Source organism: Frankia sp. AvcI1, assembly GCF_001420875.1.
GTDB lineage: Bacteria > Actinomycetota > Actinomycetes > Frankiales > Frankiaceae > Frankia > Frankia alni.
Window position 1 is genome coordinate 356771 of record NZ_LJFZ01000001.1, and the last position, 21942, is coordinate 378712.

5 protein-coding genes are annotated in these 21942 nt (G+C 71.3%); 1 reads left to right on the top strand and 4 read right to left on the bottom strand.

Going from position 1 to position 21942, the window contains the following annotated elements; genetic code table 11:
- Positions 1–287: 287 nt before the first annotated feature.
- The 4 genes from UK94_RS01445 to UK94_RS36620 all read right to left on the bottom strand — a co-directional run.
- Positions 288–797 carry a hypothetical protein gene (locus UK94_RS01445; RefSeq protein ID WP_055748359.1) on the bottom strand — a complete coding sequence of 170 codons (510 nt, stop codon included), beginning with the start codon at positions 795–797 and terminating at the stop codon, positions 288–290.
- A gap of 1 nt (position 798) precedes the next feature.
- Entirely contained in the window at positions 799–1122 is a 324-nt protein-coding gene (locus UK94_RS01450; RefSeq protein WP_055748360.1) for a hypothetical protein, read from the bottom strand.
- 83 nt (positions 1123–1205) lie between these two features.
- Positions 1206–1544, bottom strand: coding sequence for a hypothetical protein (locus UK94_RS01455; RefSeq protein WP_055748361.1), 339 nt, complete (start codon positions 1542–1544; stop codon positions 1206–1208).
- Positions 1545–9238: 7694 nt separating this feature from the next.
- Positions 9239–9418 (bottom strand): hypothetical protein (locus UK94_RS36620; protein ID WP_235486070.1); only part of this gene is annotated, 180 nt, incomplete at its 5' end.
- Between the two features lie 8000 nt (positions 9419–17418).
- On the opposite strand from UK94_RS36620, the gene UK94_RS01515 reads away from it, so the two are divergent.
- Positions 17419–18135 (top strand): DUF2637 domain-containing protein, encoded by a 717-nt coding sequence (locus UK94_RS01515; protein WP_235486072.1) that lies wholly within the window; start codon positions 17419–17421, stop codon positions 18133–18135.
- Positions 18136–21942: the final 3807 nt, after the last annotated feature.

Consider the following 21942-nt stretch of genomic DNA (forward strand, 5'->3'; position numbering starts at 1 on the left):
GTGGGGTCGGCTGCCCTCGTGGTGGAGCAGCGCGATCGGATCCGCGGACCCCACCCGCACCGACGGGCCCAGAGGGCTCGCGATCGGCTGGATGGTCAGGCTGTCCCGCAGTTGCCCGACACGCCGGTCACGGGCCCGGCCCAGCGGGTCGGGCACGGCAACGCCCACCTGCCTGCGGGCCGCGACCAGCAGCACCGTCCCGCGCCGGTAGACCTCCCGACCCACCGGACCAGTCAGGCTGACGAAGAACTCGGCCTGTCCGGCCGGGTTCGGCACCCACCGGGCGCTCACCGGACCGGGGCCTGCTCGAGCGCCAGGCCCACCTGGGCCTGCACCCCGGCCAGCCCGCCCTGCGGGCCGATCGGCGTGATGGGGGAGATGACGATCGGCACCCCGGGGCCGACCAGAAGATGTCCGCGGCGGGCGTGCTCCAGCAGGTCCTGGAGCACGGCCACATCGATCCACGCCGCGTCCGCGTCGGCGGCGACGTCGAGCGGGTCGGGGGCGTACGCGCCGTCCTGGCCTTGGACGTGAACGGCCCGCAGGATGCTGACCTGCCAGGTGGCCGTGCGGAACGCTGCCGGGGGCCGCTGCCACAGAGCGACCTGCTCGCCGGGATGCCCGGCAGCCAGCCCTACCAGGTGCACCACCAGCTGTTCGTCGTCAGCCGGGGCCACCTGGCCGGGGGCGGTGTACCGGCGGTCCGGCAGGGGCACCCCGGCCTGCTGGAAGCCGGCCTCGACGACGGCGAGGACGCGACGGCCCTGGGCGGCCAGCGCGGATGCGGCCAGGGCCATATCAGCCTCGCCGCCCGGTCGGAGCGCGACCGCGCCGCCCGGGCGGCTCGCGGCGGCCGGGCAGCCCGGTGTCGGCCCGCCCCGTGGTGTCGGACGGGAGGGGAGTGGGTTCGGCCGGGATCTGCTCGGCCGGGCGGTGAGCCGCGCTGGAGGTGCTGGTCGCTGACGGGTCGGGGGCCTGCGCGACGGCGCTCAGCGTCGCGACCAGCTCAGGGTCGTCGGAGGCGATGCCTCGGTGTTGCAGGGAGGTGAGTGTGCGAGCAGCCCGGTCCGGGTCGCCGCGGACCGCGGTGATGATCTGCTGGCGTTCCAGGGTGGACAGCATCGGACCCCACACCGGTGACGGTCAGCCCACCGCCAGGCGGTGGGCGACGTGCGGGAGGGGGTCCGTGTCCCTCGCTGTCCAGCCTAGCGGTCACCGCCGTCCACCGGGGGTAGGTCGCCCTCGGCGGTAGACGGTGGGGGTGGGTCGCTGGGGGCTGGCTGGGCGGGATTCGCGTGCCGGGGGGAGCGGGCCTGCCCGCCGCGCGGGACATGGCCACTCGGACGGGGCACGGCATCGCGGCGCCGTTGCAGGTAGGCGGCCAGTGCCTGGTCCCCGATGCGGGCCACTTCCGCTGCCAGGTCCGCGGCCTGCTGCGGGTGGCGATGCTCGGCGGCCAGCTGGTCGATTTCGTCCGCGCTGGCCCCGGCACGTTCCAGCCGGCCGTACAGCACGGGGCCGAGGATCTGCAGGGTGGTGGGCATGTCAGCCTCCTGATCTGCGGGTGCTGCCGAGGTCCGGTGTCCACACGGTGGGCATCCGTCNCAGCCTGTCCGGGTTGACCGTGCCGAGGAACAGCTCTGCCTCAGGGACCCCGACCCCGCCCTCGGCGTCCAACGCCTGGTTCGCCAGCTCGACGGTGACGCCGGCACGCTTCACGGCCGTGGTGCGGGCCGGCAGGGTCGCGCCGGTCGCCGGGTAGCCCAGTAGCTGAGCGATGGAGGCAGCCAGCGCGGCCGCGGCCAGCTTGCCCATCGCCGGGGGTGCGGTGCCGTAGGTGCAGGTCACGGCGAACGTGCCCGGTTCGGTGGGGGGAAGGTCGAGCTGCTGGTGGGAGGGCCAGCCGTAGCGGCCGGTGGGGACTGCGGCGGCGGTGGGCCGCACGCGCACCAGCCACCGTTGCTCGTCGATGCGGTACTCAGCCGGGGGGATGATCTGCCCGTCCAGCAGCACCTGGACGATGCTGCGCAGCGGGTACACCCCGAGGTCGACGGCCGGCGGGTCGCCGCCGGCATCGCGGCGGTCGTACACCCGGTCCGGGGTGAGCGCCGTCCACACGTCCCCGCTGGCATAGCCGTAGCAGCCGGCGAACGTGCCGAGGCCCGTGCCGATCCGGCCAGGCAGCGGGTCGGCGCTCGGGCGCATCGTCGCGGTGAGCAGCCCGGGGTAGAGCCGCCCGGACCGCAGGTAGAGGACCTCGCTGGCCGCCTCGGCACACTGCTGGAGCACCCGGCGGTCGACACGGGCCATGCGCGGTCGGGCCGCGACGTCGTCGGCGCTGATCCACGGGATCGGCAGCAGCGGGGCCGGATCCGGGCTGGCACTGGAGTTGGCNAGCGCCGCCACCACGCGGATCNGGGACCAGGTGTGCAGCGGCCAGGTCTCGCTGGCCCCCCCGGGCAGCGTGACGTGCCATTCCCCGGCCAGATCCCCCGGGGCGGCAGTGTCCTGGAGCGTCCAGGGGTACTGGACCAGGCCGCCTGCCGCGTACACCACCTGCGCGGGCGCGTTGATGACCACCCCGCCGCCCACGGTGGGACGGGCCACGAATCGGACCGCGGCCCCGGTCAGGTCCTGCGGGCTGCGGCTGATCGGGTTGAGNAGGGTGTCGGTGAGCGTCGGCTGGGTGTCCCCCTGGCCGACCTGGAAAACGGGCGGATTGCTCATGAGATCGTGATGCCGTAGCGGGTGCCNTACCAGCTCATCAGCGCGGCCAGCTCCCCGCCGCTCAGCGTTCTGCCGTACACGGCGAGCTCGGCCAGTTCGCCGTCGTACCAGTTCGAGTTCGCGCCGCTGTTGGTGCCCAACCGCAGCCCCGGCAGGGCGNCAGAGGCGCCGGTGCCGGTGGTACCGGTCACGGTGGCAGTTCGACTGTCCAGATAGATCGCGCTGGCGGCGCCGTTGTACAGCACCGCGATCACATGCCAGGTATCCAGCGTGATGCCCTGGTTGATCTCACCGGCCGCGCCGGCGCCGGCGGACAGGGTGGTTCCTGTGGAGATCCCCGCGTANCAGTAGACACCGTTGCGCCCGGTGTAGAGGTTCCCCACGTTCCCCGTATAGATCTTCGCGATGGNGATCACGGTGAGGGGTACTGGTCGCCGGGCGGCCCACACGCCGGAGTCGAGGTTGTGGTTGGACGCGCTGGCGAACACCAGCGCCGGCCGGCCGGCGACTCTGTTCGTCCGCAGGACCGGCCGCTGCCCGGCCGTGGCCTGGGTGAGCGCCGCGGTTTCCACCCCCGCGCTTGGCGCCCACGATCCCACCGCCGTGTTGTCCGCCAGGGTCAGCGTGCCGGCATCCACCCAGCTCATCAGCCCTGCGATCTGCCGGGGGTCGAACGGGGGGAGGGACAGGACCGGGGGAGGGGGCGCGGCCAGCGCCGTGATGATCTGGTCGGCCATCGCGCGATGTCCGCGGTCCGTCTGGTGGACGTAATCCGCGGGATCGATCAGCAGGGAAGCCTGGTCGGCGGCCTGGCTGGTGGGATAGATACCGGAGATGTCCAGGTAGTCGACCAGCCCCGGGTTGCCGGCGGCTACGGCGGCCATCGCGGCGGTGTAGGCCGACCAGGGGNAGGCAGGGCTGGACACATCCAGCCGGAGGTAGCTGCCGATCACCAGAATCGACGGAGTCGGGGTGACCGCGCCGGCCACAGCGTTGACCAGGGTCTGCAGGTTGGCCTGGAACGCCGTCGGGCTGACCCCGCCGGCGAAGTCATTGGCACCCAGCATGATCGTGACGAGGCGGGGGGACAGAGCTGCCAACCGCTGGAACAGGCTGGGCGACGCCCCGGCCCAGGAGGCCGCGGTGGTGCCGGCAGCGCCGGAGGTGTAGATACGGATTCCGCTGGTCTCATCCCCGCCGCGGACGTAGATTCCGTTGATCACGGTGGCCGCGCTGGCGGTGATCGTGATGCTGTGCGGACCGACGCTCACCACGGGGGAGATGTAGATGCCGTCGTGCCGGTCGGCGGTCCCGGCGGTGTCTGGGGTGATGGTGACGCCACTACCGCCGTCTACGGCGACGGTGAACGCGCCGCTGTTGGGGCCCTGCACGAAGTGGACGTCGAAGCCGGTGCCGACCTCGGTACGGCTCATGCTGGCGGAGGCGGTCAACGTGACCGAGGCCAAGCCCAGCCCGTTGCCGTCCGTGCCGTGGCTGCCGGAGATGGTCCACCCGGCGTCGGTGGCCAGGATATGCACCCCGCCGGTCACCCCCGGGGGGTTGTACCGGGCGTGCAGGTCCACCCCTACCTGGTCGGTGTAGCGGCGGGTGCGGTCGGTGGCGTTGTACCCGGCGGTGGTGGAGGAGCCGATGCATACCGCGGACACCGGGCCGTACAGCCGGTTCCCCAGCCCGCCGCGCCACGCGGCGAGCTGGGGGCTGGTGACGGCTTGGGAGCCGACCGCGGCCTGCGCCGCTCCGATCCCCAGAGTGCGCAGCGAACCGGTCGAGGCCGGGGCGTCCACGGTGCCGGCGGCGACCGTGCCGGCACCGGTGCCGATGGGGAGCTGGGAAACAGGTACCCGAGCATTGCTGTCCAGCCCGGCGTACCCGCCCGGGGTCCCCTTCGCGGCGACGTTCTGCTTGCCGGCCAGATCCGCCGGCAGCCCGGCCACGTCGGCCTCGACCAGCGTCACCGCCCCGGTCCGCCCTGCCACGGATGAGACGGGGATGGCTGGGAGCTGGCTGGAGGGCACCAGCCCGTCGGCCCCGAGCGCCGCGTACCCGTTCGGGGCTCCTTTCGCGGCGACGTTCTGCCTGGCGGCCAGATCCGCCGGCAGCCCGGCCACGTCGGCCTCGACCAGCGTCACCGCCCCGGTCCGCCCTGCCACGGATGAGACGGGGATGGCTGGGAGCTGGCTGGAGGGCACCAGCCCGTCGGCCCCGAGCGCCGCGTACCCGTTCGGGGCTCCTTTCGCGGCGACGTTCTGCCTGGCGGCCAGATCCGCCGGCAGCCCGGCCACGTCGGCCTCGACCAGGGCAATGTCCCCAGTCCGCCCTGCCACGGAGGTCACCGCGGTGACGGGAAGCTGGCTGACCNGTACCCGCCCATCGGGCCCAAGCGCCGCATAGCCGCCTGGCTGGCCCTTGTGCGCCGCCAGCTCCACCCCGGTGAGCCGAGGATCATTGCCGGCGGCGACCGTATCCGGGCCGCTGCCGACCGGCAGTTGTCCCACGGGCACCGTCCCGGCGGCATCCAACGCCGCATAGCCGCCTGGCTGGCCCAACGCGGAGATCACCTGACGTGCCCCGAGATCCTCGACCAGTCCGGCGATGTCCGCCTCGGTCAGCACCACCGCCCCGGTGCGTCCAGCCACCGTTGTCACCGGGGCTCCCGAGCCGGGAATCTGGGAGGTCAGCAGCAGGCCGGCCGCGTCCAGCGCCGCGTAGCCGCCCGGCTGTCCGCGACGACTGGTCTGCTCGGCCCCGACGAGCCGCGGGTCATCCCCGGCAGGGATCGTGCCTGCCGTGCTGCCGATCGGCAGCGCCTCGAACGGCACCCGTCCGTTCGGGTCGGCAGGGGCATAGTCGGCGNCATCCCCGCCCACCGGCACCGCGCGCAGCTCCACCCCAGGGCCGACGAGATCGTAGAGACCGGGTTCCGTCCAGAAGTCCAGCTGCCCTGTGATCGGGTTGACGATCACAGGGTTGTCCGCCAGCGCGCTGCGGTCCCGATCGGTGTAGAGCATGGCCGGCATCCCGCTGCCGGTCGGGTAGATCGTGACCGGCACCCCGCGGGCGATCTGCCCGTCGGTGCGCAACGCGACCTCCGCATACCGGCCGGCGTACATCGCGGTCATCTCAGCTCCAGTCGGTGGTGAGCTGGAACGGGGACAGNATCCGGCCGGCCCCGGCGGCGGCGTTGATGATCGCGGTGGCGCAGGNACGTGCCCCGAGCTCGTTCAGGTTGATGCCGTCCGCCGCGTACAGGCCGGGTGCTTTTCCGACGAGAGCATCCACATCGGCGTAGACCACACTGTTGACGAACTCGGCGCACAGGCCTTGGATGGCCGTGTTCCACGCGAGGACATCGGTGTCGGTGACGCTGGTGGGGAACGCTGCGTAGGCGCTGGCGTCTCGCAGCCGGGGGATCCCGCACACCACGGTGAGCGGGGGCACCGGGGCGTCGGCCTGCCAGTAGTCCAGGCCGACGTCCCCGCCTGCGTCGAGGGCGGTGACCGTTCCGACGATGGTCTTGCCGGCGTCGGCGGCGACCAGTCCGGGGATGCGCACGGCCACGTGGCCGTGGGCGCCCCCCGCCGGCATGATCGCCGAGGTGTTGGTGGTGCCGCTGGTGCCGGTGGAGGCGGTCCCGGACCAGCTGATCGTGCCGCCGGTGGTGCCGGCCGCGCCGATCAGGCCGATGGTCACCGTGNCGCCGGGGAAGTCAGCCGGCAGGGTGATCGTGACGGTGCCGCCGGTGGAGGTCCAGCTCCAGTAGCCGCCGCCGCTGTTGTAGCTGGTGGTGGTGACCGCAGTGCCGCCGGTCAGGGTGACGGTGCTGTCGGTGTGCTCCCGTACGGTCGCCGCCCGATGCCGGGAGATCGNCGCCCGCAGTGCGTGGATGAAGGCGTCGCGGATGTGGGTCGACGGCCCGAGCGCGCCGAGGTCGTAGATTCCCCAGCACAGGATGGCGGTGCCGTCCCGGCCGATGTACGGCGCTCCCCGGACCGTCTTCGGTTCGCCTTGCAGGACCTGCGGATAGCCGCCTGCGCCGGCCCCTTCGGCCAGCAGCAGCGCGTCGTCGACGGCCCGGTTGGTCACTCGGCTGTCCGGGAGTCCGCACAGGGCTTGGACCAGCCGGTCGGCCCGGAACCCGGCGGACTCCACCGCCCCTGCGATCCGGTGGAACACGCTGTGCCCGTAGAACACCAACTGGCGGGGCAGGATCGGCATGGTCGGCAGGTTGGCGGCCGGCAGCAGCGCGGCCGCGTCCAGCGGGGCGTAGCCGCCGGCGTGGCCGCGGCGGGCAGTCTGCTCCGCATCGACGATCCGCGGGTCGTCCCCGGCAGGCACGGTGCCCGAGCTGGTGCCGAGCGGCAGGTAGCCGAGGGGCACGTGCCCGGCGGCGTCCAGTGGCGCGTAGCCGCCCGGCGCGCCTTTGCGGCTGGACTGCTCGGCATCGACCAGCCGTGGGTCGTTGCCTGCGGCGATCGTGTCGGCCAGCACCCCGACGGGTAGCTGGCCTGCGGGCACCGTGCCGGTCTGGTCGAGGGCGGGTACGTCGGCCGGGTCCAGCACCACCGGTGCGGCGAAGACCACGACCCGGTCGCCGACTAGGTCNTACACCCCGGGCTCGGCCCAGAAGGCCAGCAGACCGGTGATGGGGTCGACCGTGACGGGGTTGTCGGCGGCCGCGGATCGCTGCCGATCCACGTACAGCTCCGNGGGTACTGCGGAACCCGCGTGGAACACGGTCACGGCCGCGCCCTTGNCCAGGGTGCCATCGGTGCGCAACGCGACCTCCGCATACCGGCCNGCGTGGATCATGCTCATGGGGTGGCCGCCCCATAGACGACGGCGCCGGTGAACGTCAACGCGCCGATGGCATAGGAGGGGCGCAGGTCCATGTCCCCGGCTGGCCCGCTGTAGGCCAGCACGGGCGGCATCCCGGACAGGAAATTCGCCCCCAGCCAGGTNCCGGCCAGCGTCGGCCCGGCCTCGGCCAGCGTGTCCACGAAGACGGCGAAGCCGTACCGGCTGCCGCGGATGAGGCTGACCGTGCTGATCGAGGTGGGGCTGGACGCACCGTTGTCGACGATCCGCCGGGAGCAGATCTCCTCGGTGCCCCCCCACAGAGTGGGGTCGGCCGCGGTCCGGCCGATGCACACTAGGTTCGACCCGGCGCTGTCCACCAGGTAGAGCCCCATCCGCGCGGTCGTCACCCCGGCCGATGCCCCGCCCACCAGGAAGGTGGTGAGCAGGCCCGTCGACAGGGTGACGTCCGCGGTGAACATGCCGACCAGCACGCTGCCCGGGGACAAGGTCAGGTAGGAGCCGGCCCACAGCCGGTGCATGGTCTCCGCCCGCCAGGCCCAGGTCCCCCCGGACACGGTGTAGCCGGCGGCGCCGATGATCCGCGGATCGTCGGCCGCGGCGACCGTGCCCGGCCCGGTACCCACCGGCAGCCGGGCATAGGGCACGCGTCCGGACGCGTCGAGGTCGGCATACTCCCGCGCGTCGGGCACCACCGGCACCGCGTAGACGACTTCGGTCGCGGCGGTGAGGNCGTACAGACCGGGGNCGGCGTAGAAGTCGAGCATGCCGCTTGCCGGGTCGGTCATCACCGGGTTGGAGATCAGGATGGTGCGGGTGTGATCGGCATACAGGGTGGCCAGCGTGCTGGTGCCTGCCACATGGACTGTGACCAGGACGCCCTTCGCCAGCGTCCCGTCTTCCAGCAGCAGGGCCTCCGCGTACCGGCCCGCGTACGTCGCCATCGGATGCCGTGGTCAGAGGACCAGGTAGGAGAAGGAGAAGGTGCCGGCGGCCTGGCTGGCGGCCGGCGCCGTGTGCGCGGACACCGTGAACCCGGTGGTGCTCGGCCGNCCCGCGAACAGCCCCAACTGTTGGGTGGCGTCGTTGTTCGGGCTGATGATGACCGCGCGGGGTGCGCTGGCCCACGCCGTCGAGAAGCTGACAATCACCTGCGCGCCGGCCGCCGGCGAGCCGCTCCCCGACCCGAACGTCANAGTCCCCGACTGATCATTGCTGGGGCCGACGACCGGTGCAGGCGGGGAGGTGCCTGCCGCCGCACCGGCTGCGGCGGTGACCGCAGGGGCGCCGGACACCAGGCGCTTGCTGGGATCCAGGCCCGGGTAGCCGGAAGCTGTGTCCCGCTGGTTGGCGTCCTGGAACTCTGCGGCGTCGGGGACCACCGCGACACCGGACACGGTAAGGCCCGGGCCGGCAAGGTCGTACAGCCCAGGGTCGGCCCAGAACCCCAGCACCCCGGAGACCGCATCGCTGGTGACCGGATTCGCCGCCGTCGTGCTCTTGGTCCGGTCGGCGTAGAGGGTGGCCAGGGTCGTGGTGCTCGGCAGATAGACCGCGATCGCCCCGCCCTTGAGCAGGCCCCCGTCGCTGGTGAACGCGGCCTCCTCATACCGGCCGGCATAGGTGTAGGTCATCCGGATGCCCTTCGCGCAGGGGTGAGCAGGACAGGCAGCGGTCAGTAGGGCAGGGCAGGGGTGGGCTGGTAGCCGACCGTGGGTAGGGGGTAGCGGGCCTCGCGGCGGCGGAAACTCACCCGAGAGCTGTCCTGCTGCCAGCCGCCGTCCGGCCCTCGACCCCAGTACAGGTTCGTGAACCCGAAGCCGCTGAAGCTCGAGGCGAGCGGGGAGGTGTCCAGNGTGCGGCTGCCCTTGTTCCACAACATCACCCGCGGCCACACCCAGTGGATGTAGGGCGGGTTCGCCGGACCTCCGTCGATCACCGCGCGGGACCAGGCTTCGATGCTCACCCCGCACGGGTTGGGGTCTGTCTGCAGGTCGGGGTAGGCATACCCTTCCGTGCCGTAGCCGCCGGTGGAGTTGGTGGCCGGGGGGCCCGGCACGCAGCCCATCGGGGTGGTGCCGGTGTCCACGAACGTGGTGGCCCCGGCCGTCTCCAGCGGGACCACGGCGATCTGCGCGTAGGAGGCACCGACCTGCCGGTAGATCCCGGCCATGGTCGCCCCCGGGGTGAGCGGGATGCTGATGCTGACGCTGCCGTTCGGCCCGATGACCGTGGTGCTGAGCGGGCTGGCCGGGGTGGTCTCCCCCCGATAGTTCATCACCGTGATCATGTGGCTGTAGGTGCCGGAGGGCATCGACCCGCCGGTCGAGGAGGGGGTAGCGGTGGCCACCGGGGCGGTCAGNGGCGGATCGTTGCTGGTAAGCACGGTGCCGCCGGTCAGCAGCTCCTCCAACTCCGGGTCCGGCGCGGTCAGGTCGACGGACACCGTCAGCCGCTTGGGCAGGTCCGGGGTGCGCCAGGTGACCGCCAGGTTCCCGGCCGCGTTGCGGGCGCTGGTGTCCTGGCCGTTCTCCATATCCTGCGCGAAGTCAATCTTCGCGTACTGGTNGGTGACGACCATGTTGTTCGGACCCTGCGCGATGTGCCCCATCGAATCCAGCCGGCACACCCGCATCGCGACCGACAGTATGGAGGCCGCACCGTCGTTGCCGGTGGGGGAGACGGCCGGTGATGTCGCGGCACCGACGACGATAGGCATCTGTCAGACCTCCAAGTCCGTCTGCACCGCGAAATGCACGCTGTAGTCCCAGTAGGCCGCCGCGGCACGCTGAGCGGTCACCGCCACCGTGTTCACCGACCTGTCCAGGTCGGCCAGCCACTCCCCATCGACGATGTAGGGATCTTCCAGTCGTACGTGGATCATCGACGTTGCATACAGCCAGGNGGCCCCGACGTTCGGTGTGCTGCCGCCGGGACCGGTTCCCGGGTATCCCGATCCGGGGACGACAATGCTGTCCATCAAGGTGAGCAGGTATTTGCCCTCACGGCGGATCAATCCGTTTGCCTGCCACAGCGGTAGCATTTCGGGAAGGCAGTGGATCATGCCGCGGCGGCCGGGGCCGATGGGCTGGCCGGTGGAGACGTTCACCGCGTCCTGCGCCCCGGAGGGGGCCGCCGCGCCGGCGTTGGCCAAGGCCTGCTCCAGCAGGCCCAGCGCGCGCAGCGGGGCCACCGGGCCGCTTGCCGGGGTCAGGTCCACCACGGGACCGCCGTCGNCGATGACGGGCATGGCCAGCCACCGCTGCGGATAGCCTTTGGCCTGGGCAATCGTGCCCGTCNACAGCTCGTACTCCACCGCGGAGGAGGTACCGGCGACCAGGCTGCGAAGCGCCCGATCCTGCCACTGGGCCGCGTCCAGGCCGAACGTCGACCGGGGCTCCTGGTGGGACACGACGAACGGGACGTAGTCCACGCGCGCCNGCAGCACCACCTCTGCCCCGCCGCCACCGGGATACAGGCTGTTGGCAGTCGTGCGGTCGCAGACGTCGATGCTCTCCGGCTGCGTTGCCCCGTAGGGCAGGAACGCAAAGCCCCGGGGCCAGGAGGCCGCGACCTTGTCGTCTTCCGGGTCGGCGGTGACCGCCGCGCGCAGCAACGACAGCGCGGGTGGAGAGAGAGCTGGTGGAGCAACCGGAATCNCCATCGAGGGAATAGCGGAGCTGACCGTGATGGCCACCGGCCTGCACCTCCCAGGACATGAGAAAAAGGCGATCAGGGGTCGGGATGGTCTGCCGGGAGGACGGACCAGGACACTCCCGGCAGACCATCCACGTCTTAGAAGGAGCCGCCCGCTCCGTGCGCAGCCGATGCGGCCCCGACCAGAACGGACGGGGCCGCGCTGGTGGCGATCGGAAGTGAACTACCACCAGTCGGCAAGACCGTGGAGATCACCCGGTGTGATTCCAGGCCTCGGAATGCCACGTTCTCAAACTGCTCTGTGAACGTCTGATAGTCGTTCGTGCCATTCAGGGTGTGGTCGCGGACAACACCGAGGTTCAGCGATCCGCCGTCCAGGCGCAGAAACGTCCCCTCCGGGAAAATCCACCAGTGCAGCTCGGTGGGCCAGCCGTTGAGGTAGGCCACGGTCTGCGCGCCGTCGAGCTGCTGGGAGACCGGGGTCGGGCCACCGGACCACACCGCGGCGCCGTCGGCCGGTTCCGATTCCTTCAGCCAGGTGATGTTGCAGTTGCGGGCGGTGAACCAGGACTCGATCTGCGCGTCGGAGATCGCGCGGATGTTGGTGCCGGCGTCGTCGTGGGCCTGCTCGCGCAACACGTCCACGCGGATCAGATCCCGCGCGAACTCCGGCATCAGCACGCGCCACCGCTGGCCCAGGGGCAGACGGGCACGGTAGCGGGCCCGTGCCAGGTACAGGTCGAGGGTGGCCAACACGTCGCGATGCACACCGAGCAGCCGGTTGGCCAGCACGGTCGTGGACGCCGTGGTGATCTTTCCCAGGAGGTAGAGCTCGGTGAATCGGGCTGCGTAGGTCATCACGACCTTCGTGGCAGCGNCCACCTGTTCCGGGCTGTACCGGGCCATCATGTTGCCGACCTGCACGATCGTCGGGATGGCGTCGACCAGGACTTCCTGCTCCGTCCCACAGGTGATCACCCCGTGGGGTTTGGTGGCACCCCCCGGGTTGNCATCCGTGGCCTCCGTCCACAGGCTGGTGGAGGCGGTGGCCACCGTGTCGGTGATCTTCGGGCTGGACACCCAGCGCAGACCGCCGCGGGTGGCGTTGAACGACGGCAGNGCGTTCTCCAACGGCCGGCTGTCGTCCCCCCAGGTCGGTATGGCGTAGTCGACCTCCACCGGGGTGCAGATCCCGCCCGACGCGACGATCGCCGACGACGAACAGACCTCGTCGATCTTCTCCTGGTCGCGGACCGGATCCCCGGTGAGCGTCCGCTCTTCCGGGTAGGCGTCGACCTTCCACCGAGCGACATGCTCACGGGGGAACGCCCGGGTGCCGAAACGGCCCAGCTTGTCGGAGATCAGCCGGCCCATCGTGTCCCAGCTGTCGATCGCGTCGCCGACCCGCACGTGCGGGGATCCGGTCGCGGACATGTAGGCACCCATGCGCGCTCGGCCAGCCACCGCTGTCTGCGGGCGGCGGGCGGGATCCGCGGCCGGCGGCCGATGCGCGGACATGGCTCCCACCGGGGCCCGCACGGCCGGCGACGTCGAGCCGGCCCCGGAGGTCGTGGCCGGGTCAGCGGGTTCGGGGGGGCCAGCGTCCCCGCCGGCGTCCGGGCCGGTGTCCTCTACGCCGGTTGCCGCGCCGGCCGGGGGAGGAGGGACGGGTTGCGGGGGTGGCGGGGTGGGGTGGACCGCGTCCCGGAGCCGGGCGGCCTGCTCTTCGGCTGCCCCCAGGGCAGCGATCCGGGTCCGTACCGCACTGGTGGCCTCGCCGATCCCCGCGAGCACGCTGACCTGTTCCGGGGTGCGCGGTGCGTCGTCCTCCCCGTAGATCGCGTCGAAGGCGGCGACCAGCGCCGTCTCCACGCGAGCGAGGTCAGNGGCGGACAGCCCGACGATCTCCTGGTGGACGGTGGCCAGGGAGGCGGCTGGATCGTCGGCGCTGTCCAGCGCGGCAATCAGATCGAGAAGAGCCTGNAGGTGCACGACTACTACCCCTTCGGGGNGGCGACGGATGACCTGAGCGGTCCCGGTCGCCATGCGCCCTGGGGTGTGTCGAGGCGGCTATGCCGGCCCTCCAGCTCGTACCCTGCCGACGCTACCACCAGGGGTGGCATGTGGGGTAGGGGTAACTCAGGCAGCGGTGCGCTGGTGCACGGCGTCGCGCAGGCTCCGCGCGGCCAGTTCCAACGCCACCTGGCTGCCGAGGGCGGCCTGCTCCGCGATCCGCCGGCTTTCCGCGAGATGTGCCTGCGCGGCGGGGTCCAGGCCCGCGCGGCGCCGGCGGCCCAGCGCGGCCAGGGTCGGGCCGCCGGCCGCCACCAGCGCCAGCGGCTCCCCGGAGGCGGCCACGGCCAGCCGTGGAACCGGAAAGGCCGGGGTGTTGACCGCGAGCGCGGCCACCAGGTGCAGACGGCCGCCGATGCGCCGCCAGTCCCCGGACAGGGCAGACCCGCGCAGTGCCCGGACCTGCTCCTCACTCACCCCGGGCCGCATCGCCCCGGCGACCCAGATACCCCACGCGTCCTCACCGGCCACCACGTCCGCCANGCCCGTAGCCGTGTTGTCGTAGTGCGCGATGGCCTGCGCGGCGCTGATGTCCGGCCGGGTGGAGGCGTGTCCGGTGTTCATGGTGATCGGACCGGTCGGGATCAGCTGCCCGTCCTCGCAGGACACTGCCCCCGTCCGGTAGTAGGGGTAGGTGTAGCCCGGGCCCATCCTGGGAGCGCGTAGTCGCGCGCCGCCGGCACCGATGTGGTCGGTCATCCAGTCGGCCAGGTGTCCCCAGATCTGGNCGGAGTCCTCGATCGTCACCGGGGTGAGTTCGGTCAGGTGGGGATCGGCGAACCAGGCAGCGGGGGGTCGTGCCGGGTAGGCCGAGGCGACGATGNGGGCCGGCTCCGGCGGGTGGATGGTCCACGCCGGCCAGGCCGAGGCCGCCATCGCTTCGCTGTCGTCGGTCTGGTCGGCCAGGGCCTGGGCCGGGGAGGGCAGCGGCTGCCCGTCGTCGTCCAGGCCGACGATGTAGGCACCGGCGAACGCGGGATGCGGTACCACCGTGAAGCCCATGACTTCACCGGCCGTGACGACCAGCCGCTCGGCGATGGGGTAGCCGTCCTCGTCCTCCTCCAGGACCTCCCACTGCGCCACGCAGGCACCGAGGTCCCCGGAGACCCCGTTGAGCTGCCCGNCATAGATCCGCCGGGCGAAGCTCTGCGCTTCTTCCCGAGTGTCGAACTCCCCGGCGGCATAGAGGNCCTGCGCTCCGTCGGGGTACACGTCACCGCGGCCGTCTGGTTCGCCGGCCACGTCCCGGCGGGCCAAGCTGGTGATCCGCCCGACGTGCACGGCGTCCGTGGTGGGCAGGTTGCCATGCGGGGCCCGGTCGGTGGCCATGAGCGTCAACGGGGCGTCGCGCCAGGTCAGCGCGTTGGGGGTGATGTATCGGCCGTCGGAGGTATCGACTCCCTCCACGATCCCGACGGGGATCGCAAAACCGATCAGTGGCCCGGTGGTCTCCGGCTCCGGGCTGTCCTCACCGTCGTCGGTCTCCTGCGCGAGGCTGGCATCGGCCCGGTCCGCCGCGGGGGTCTCAGCAGGCGCGGGCGGCCCGCCCGGCTCTGCTCCCGTGGCTGCGCTGGTCTCGGTGAGCTGCTGCGCCGGCTCGGCCGGCGGCTGGCTGGGGGCGGTGGTGGCCAGGACCGGTGGCATGCGGACCCCTCCCCGCGCGAGGCGCGGGACGTCCGGCAGGCTCGGGGTCCGTGTCCTCCCAGCCGGTGAGGTCCAGGGTAGCTACCTCACCTCCGCGAAGGGCTACCTGCGCGAGTGGCGGCGGGCCGGGAGGGGGTAGACGGAGGCCTGTCGGTGCTGCGGGGCACCACCAGGGGCCGGTGGGACGGCGGCGGTGGGAGATGCCGATAGCCCCACACCGCCACCAGCGTGATCACGATCAAGACGGCAGCGGCGACCAGGATGATCCGGTACTCCCGCATCACAGGGCCCCCACCGTGCGGCCCAGCGCCCGCCAGTCCCGGCGGAACTGGTTCTGCGCGGCGGTGAGCTGCATCGTCCCGGCACACACCCGCCCCCGTACCAGAGCCACCGTGGTCGGCATTTTGCTGCCGGCCGGCACCGGCCACAGATTGCTCAGATCTCCCGCCGTGCCAGGGGATCCGCCCACTTCCAGGGGAACCACGTACGCGACGGCGAATCGGTCCAGCGGCATCCCCCCGTACCCGTAGGCCGTCATCAGCGACTTAAGCTGATCGTTTACCATCGCTGCGGGCAGCCGACGCGCGTCCACCCATCCCGGCGCGCACACGGTCCGGCGCACGGTGGCGGCACTGACCGCGGCATTCCGGCTGCCCGGCGAGCACCCCGGATCCGGCAGCTGACCGCCTGCCCATGCATGGCAGCGGATCACCCCATGGGGGATGGCGGTCGGACCTGNCTGGGCCATCAGCCCCGCGTCGGACCCGGCCGAGCAGCCCACCACCGTCACAGCCGCGGCCGTCACCACGCTCACCGCCACCCACCACCTACGCATCATGATCACGTCACCCCTTCCTGCGATCAACTCTATGGGGTAACGGTAGCGGTAGATATGGCTGCGTGCGGGGTGAGGTAGGTAGGGTTGGGGTCATTCGGTCGCCGGGACCGGTGGACCGTCCGGTCCGGATCTGTACGGACGGCCCCGGCTGTCCCGAGCGGGACAGCGTCCCGCCGGGAGGACGCTGTCCCGCTGTGGAGGGAACGGCCCGGCGGCCGAACCCATCGTTAAGAAAGGGCGATCTCCATGTCCTGGCCTGCCAGCGGCGACCCCCTCACGTTCGGTGATACCGAGTGCATCAGCCTGCGTTCCGGCGCCCGCGTCATATGGGAGGCGGGCTTCGTCATGGACGTCGGGGGGTTGGTCAGAGAAATGCTGGTGCAGATCAGGCCGGACATGANCATGGCCGATCCCAGCTCCTTGGAGATCTGCCGCTTCGGTGAACGCTTCGCGCTGCCCGACGGGGTCGACGCCGCCCTGATGCACCCGGAGGCCGGAAGGATGGTCGTCCCGCTGGCAGAGGCCGAAGCGGCCGAGGTGATCGCCACCGCCCTGCGCGACACCCACCTGTTCGGGGTCGTCCCCAGCTTCGACGCGTTGCGGCTGGAACTGTGGCTCCGCGCCCAGCTGGGCAGCAGCTACACCTGGGAGAGTGCTCCCTGGCATTACCAGCCCTACGACGTGGAGGACCTAGCCGCCGGGGTCCTGATCGGCCAGGCGGCCACCGGCCTCTACCCGCGCGCCGCCGCTGCCCTTCGGCAGCTGGGCATGCCCTACAACACCGACGTCCTGTTCCGCTACTTCGACGTCCCGGACAATCCAGAAAGCCGCCACACTGCATTGGGGGATGCCCGCGCTGCCTACGCGCTGTGGCAGAAGATGCACGTCACCTCCGGGTTCAGTATCGAGGCTCTCAATGTGTCCTCCTCCACGGTCGCTCTGATTCTTTCTTTGACGTCCTGGGGGGACACCAGCGCGGACGTGCTGAGCCGTTTGGCTAGCCTTCTCCATGAGCAGGTCCCAGACGGACAGGTGATCATTCTGGAGTCGGGGGGTTCACTCCGCGAAGCCGATGCCGACGCCATGGCCCGGGCGGGGTGGGTCCGATCCACCACCCCGCCCCGCTCGGACGACCAAGCCCAGTCCGCGACGGAGCACCGGTGATGCGGCGGTAGGGGGTAGGGGTAGCCTCGGGGCTGTTGGAGGCCCCCGGACCCGACGCTGGTGACGTCGGGGATGCACCGGGGGTCAGACACGCGACGCCCCATGGAGACGCACGTGCCCGTACGCATTCTGACCGTCCCTTCGGCTGCCAGGAAGCGGGCCGCAGACAACCCCACCTCACCGAAGGCCCGGTCCAGGGGGACCGGCGCGGCATGAAGGGGTGGTGGCAGCGGAGCCGACCACTTCGACTACCGCTCACCATGCTGATCTTCAGTCTGGGTATGAGCGTGTTCGCGAACGGCGAGCACGCCCTGATCTATCACCGGGCGCAGCTGTCCGCGTGGGCATCAGTGCTGCTGTCGGCGNCCCCGCCGGTCGCGGTTCTGGGCTCGCTTCACATGCAGCTGTCCCCGTTCGGCCAGCCCGGTTCCTCGGGCCAGCGGTACGGCGACTGGGCGCTGACCGGCGCGGTATTCGCGTTGTCGTTCGCGTTGTCGTTCGAGACCCTGTGGCAGATCGGCCTGATCATCGGGCTCGACCACCACTTCGCCTGGATGTTCCCCGCCGGGCTGGACCTGGTGGCCGTGCGCGCGGCGGTCCTCGCGGATCGGATCGCTCGTCGCTCGGCCCCGCTTCTGACTGACCCTGCCGCCGCGGCGGAGGCAGCCGCAGGCGAGACAAGCCCGACCGAGGTCGAGGTGTTCGGGTCGCCAGCTCGTAGATGGCAGCCTTGGCGCAGCCGCGCGGCTGGCTCGGTCGCGGTCCGGCCGGCCCCAGCGCATCCTCTCCTCGACGCAGCCTCGCCTGGACACGCCGCGGTCGCCCCGGAGAACGGCAGCCCGACATCGCAGCCCGACGAACCCAGGCAGCAGCTGCACGTCGGCGTGCAACCGGACGCCGCGCGGGTCCACTCTGAACCGCCGCCGGCTGAGGATGGCAAAGGTCAGCCGGATGATGTGCCGGCACAGGACCCCGAGGTGCCGACGTGGCCGGCCGACGACGTCGCACGGGCCGCGAAGGCCCGGGAGATCGCCGCCGACCGATTCCGGCAGGAATGGGAACGCCATCGCCGCTCCCCGCTGAACATCCCCGCGGCCGAAATTCTTTCCTGGGTACCCGGTGCCGGCATGCGTGAGGGATGGGCATACAAGCATCGCCGGAAGGCCGCCGACGCTGCCACGGTCGCGACAGGGTGATCCGGCAGGGCCGGTCGAGCGTGTGCGGTACCTGCGACCGTGATCGCACACCGCACTGGTGTGCGGTCACCGCTCACGATCCGCTGACGGTCGTGTGACTGTGCAGCACGCGGGATGCCGGCCGTGAGGGGCCCCGCACGAGCGTGATGGCTGCCTGGACAGCCGTTCGACTGCCCCTGATTCACCCCCCTGACAGGAGCTAGCCCCGAGCAGCTGGCGGCCGGCGAGGCTGAGTGCCATGCCGGAGCCTCCGGACGGCCGACGTCCTTCCCCGGCCGGCACCGGCCGGGGAAGCAGGCCGATCATCGTGATGTGACGCGCGTGAATTTTCGGGACGATGTCGAGGCGTGCGAGGCNCACATGTGGCTTCCGGGACGGCTGCTGATCGAGCTGGGCGCGGTCGTGGACGGCCTGCACAAGGTGACCAACCCGTACCGGTGTTGNCTACCGGCCGAACACCCGGGTGAGCACTGGAGTCTGGGAATGGAGGCCACCGGTGAGGTGGGCCACTGGATCGTGTGGTCGGGTGCAGCCCCACCGCGCTTGCTGGTGGCCGGCTTCTGCCACGCGACGCTGGAGACTTTCGACCTGCAGGAGTCGGTCTACTGCAGGCTGGCCCGCGAACACCAGTGCCGTCATCTGGGCTACGGCCACATCGACGCTGATCGGCCCGGAAGCGCAGCCGTGAGCGTGTGCTGGTAGACGATGTATGCCGCCTGATCTGCGTGAATCGCCGCCAACAACGGGGACGGCCTGGTGCCCCTTCGGCAGGGCCTGCACGCTCGTGAGGGCCCCGGCGGGTCTCCGGCGGCGCCATCGAGCCGGGGACCCCCTTGCGGACAGCGACCTGAACGAGTGCACGGTCGTGAGCGCCGATCGGCGGAGTCCAGTCCGGCCCACGGCGCCGGCCTCCACGACCTGACCGACGACCTGCACGTACCCGCCGGCCGCGACCACACAGCCCACCGCGCGATCCGCGACGCCGAACCCCGTAAGGGCAGAGCGCGCTTACACCCCGTCATCGCTCACCCGCAGGATGCTCCAGGCGAAACGTCACCTGCACGGCCATGCGGATGCCGGCGGAGGTCTCGGTGCTGTGCAGCCCAGACCGCACACCACCGCACGGCCGAACAGCGCAGGTTCACGGCCATGAGCATGCTGTGGACCCGTCGCACTGCCTCTGCCACGGGTGGAGGNCGCACGGCGCAAACGTGACTATCGTCGTGCCGCGGGCATTCCGGGAACATCGGACGTAAAGTAGTTACCGATCTTGTCGGAGGAGGTCTTCCCCCATGCCCGCACGTAGGAGCGACACCCCGGTGCTTCACGCGGTCCACCCCGGTGCACAATCACGCTACGCACGCGGGGGAGGGGAGATGAGTAAGCACTGCGACCATGAGACAACGTCGGGAGCCCTGCGCGCCGCGTCGCGTATTGCCGTCGCCCCGACCGAATACACGCTGGACGGCGAACCGCAACCNGCGGGCCTGATCACCCTGTATACCGCGGTCTGTGCCCATTGCGACCGGCGGCTGTTCCAGACCCACCGCACCGTCTACGCCGCACGGCCAGGCGGTCCGNCCATCCATCGCGGCCCCTGGTTCACTGACGCCCCGGACCCCGGCCGCAGACTGTCCGCGGTTCCTGCCGTAGCGGCAGGCTGACCGGAGCAGGGACAGCTCGCGGGGGGTTGGTTCTCCCGGTCGCTGTCCTGCTGTAGGCTGCCTCTGCGCGCCGGCTCCTTTCGTACGTTCTTTGTTGACAGCCGGAATCCCGGTATAAGCCCGTCCGATGGCCCCGGCGCGCACCTCTCCTTCTCCGTGCTGCTAGGCGCGGCCGAGCCAGGCTTCGACTGCCGCGTCGACGGTGGCCTGAGTCCACAGGGGCGTGNGGCCCAGATGGAGATCGGCAGGCGGCACCACCAGGCTGCCCGGCCGGCGGGTCCACCCGTTCCGCGCGGCCGTCAGAGCCACCTGGAAGTCCTCCGGGTCGGCCGTCAGCCGTTGCNCGAACTCCGCGGCGCTGACGTACCGCTGGTCNCCGCCGCCACCGATACCCTTGATTCCGATCTTGGACAGTTGCGCCATGGCCGGCGGCTGTTCGGCTGGCAGCATCCGATCGCGCGCTGCTCCGGCCCGCTCCGCATAGATCAATATCTCCAGCGCCGACCACAGCGGCGTCCGGCCCGTGCGGCTGCGCGCGGGGGGCAGCTTCGAGCGCGGGGAACCGGCGTTCTCCCGGATCGTCTTCGCGGACAGCCCAGTCAGCGCGGCTGCCGCACCACTGTCGATCAGCAGATCATCCTGCGTGTTCACCAGCAACGCCCAGGCGGACAGGCGTCGGTCGACCTCGGCCCAGAACGCCTGCCGCATCGCCTGCGTCCCGTCGTACTCCTTGTAGATGGGCGCGCTGCCCAGCAGCCGGCCGCCACGGCTGCGGAGAGTGCCGGCGGTCCACTGGGCCAAGGCTTCCGGGCCAGCGAATCCGGTGACCGCCAGCNGCTGGCCCCCGGCGCCGATGACCACCGCGGCCAGCTTGGCCTGGGAGTCCTGCAACGCTGGGGGGAGCCGCGCGGGCAGGGGAGGCTGATCGCCTAGCCTGTGCGGGCTCGTCAGCTGCGCATCTGCNTGGAGCACGGTGAAGCGGGGCAGCGCCGCCACCAGGCGGCCCGCTTGCTGCTGGGCGATCACCCTGGCCTTCTCCTGTGCTGTCTGCGCATCGGGATAGCGCCCCAACGCGACCGCTTGTTCGTTGGCCGTCCGTAGCAGCCCGCACCATGCGGCGCCCGGCATGGCATCACCCTTTCCGTGGCATTCAATCGAGGGCCATTCTTTGTTGACGTAGGTAACTTTACACGAGTGTTGTTTGCGGTGCGCTACCTGTCCTCACTCGGCGCGGCTGCGCCCCCGAGCAGGTGGTGACCGCGGGTGTCGGCACGGGGTTCCGGCCGGTGCCGACACCGGCCAGCCCCTCCGCAGCCTCACGCAGTGGCAGTCTGAGCGCATGAACCGTGTGCTGTACCCGGCCCGCGCGGTCCTGCCTGACGGGCNCACCATCCATCCCGCGAAGGTGGTCGTCACCGACNCCAGCACCGTCGCCGTCTACGGAGTCCATGGGGGAACCCCCTACGCCGCCTTCCGTGGGGGCATCGCCGAGGTACGGGTGGACAACCTGGACACCCCGCAGTTGCCGTCCGATCGCCGGCACCTGGAGGTCGCCGTGGAGGCGGGCGNCATCCTCACCGTCCACCAGACCGGCCACTGCAGCTCCTGCGGCCCTCTGGGGCGCCTCATCCCGCACGAGCTCCAGCCGTGACCACGGCCCTGCCGTCCACGGGACGGGCTGGGCACCGCAGCACCGTCCCTGAGTAACGGGGACCTACCCCTGGTCACCTACCCCAAGGGGACCGGTGAGGGAATGCTGGAACGGTGACAACTCCCTTGGCCCCCGACCAGGGCGACCTGGTGACCGCCGCGCACCCCGGCCCGCCCGATCTGTCCTGGAAAGACCTCACCGCGCTCACGCCCGAGGAGCAGATACGGGCCTACTGCCTGAACCTGGCCAGGGTGGACCTGNCCGACCCCGACCAGCCGCCGCCCCCGTGGGAAGAGGTAGCCGCCGCTGCGGCCGGGTACCTGNGGTTCATCCGCAGCGGGCAGGAGCCCGAGGCACCCCGTGAGTAGCCTGGATGTCCTGCTCTACCTCGGCGCAGTGGTACGCCTGACCAGGATGGCCACCGCCGACCGCATACCGCTGGGCGCGCTGCGGACGAAGGTCCTCGCGTTGGGGCGGACCAGGACACGACGT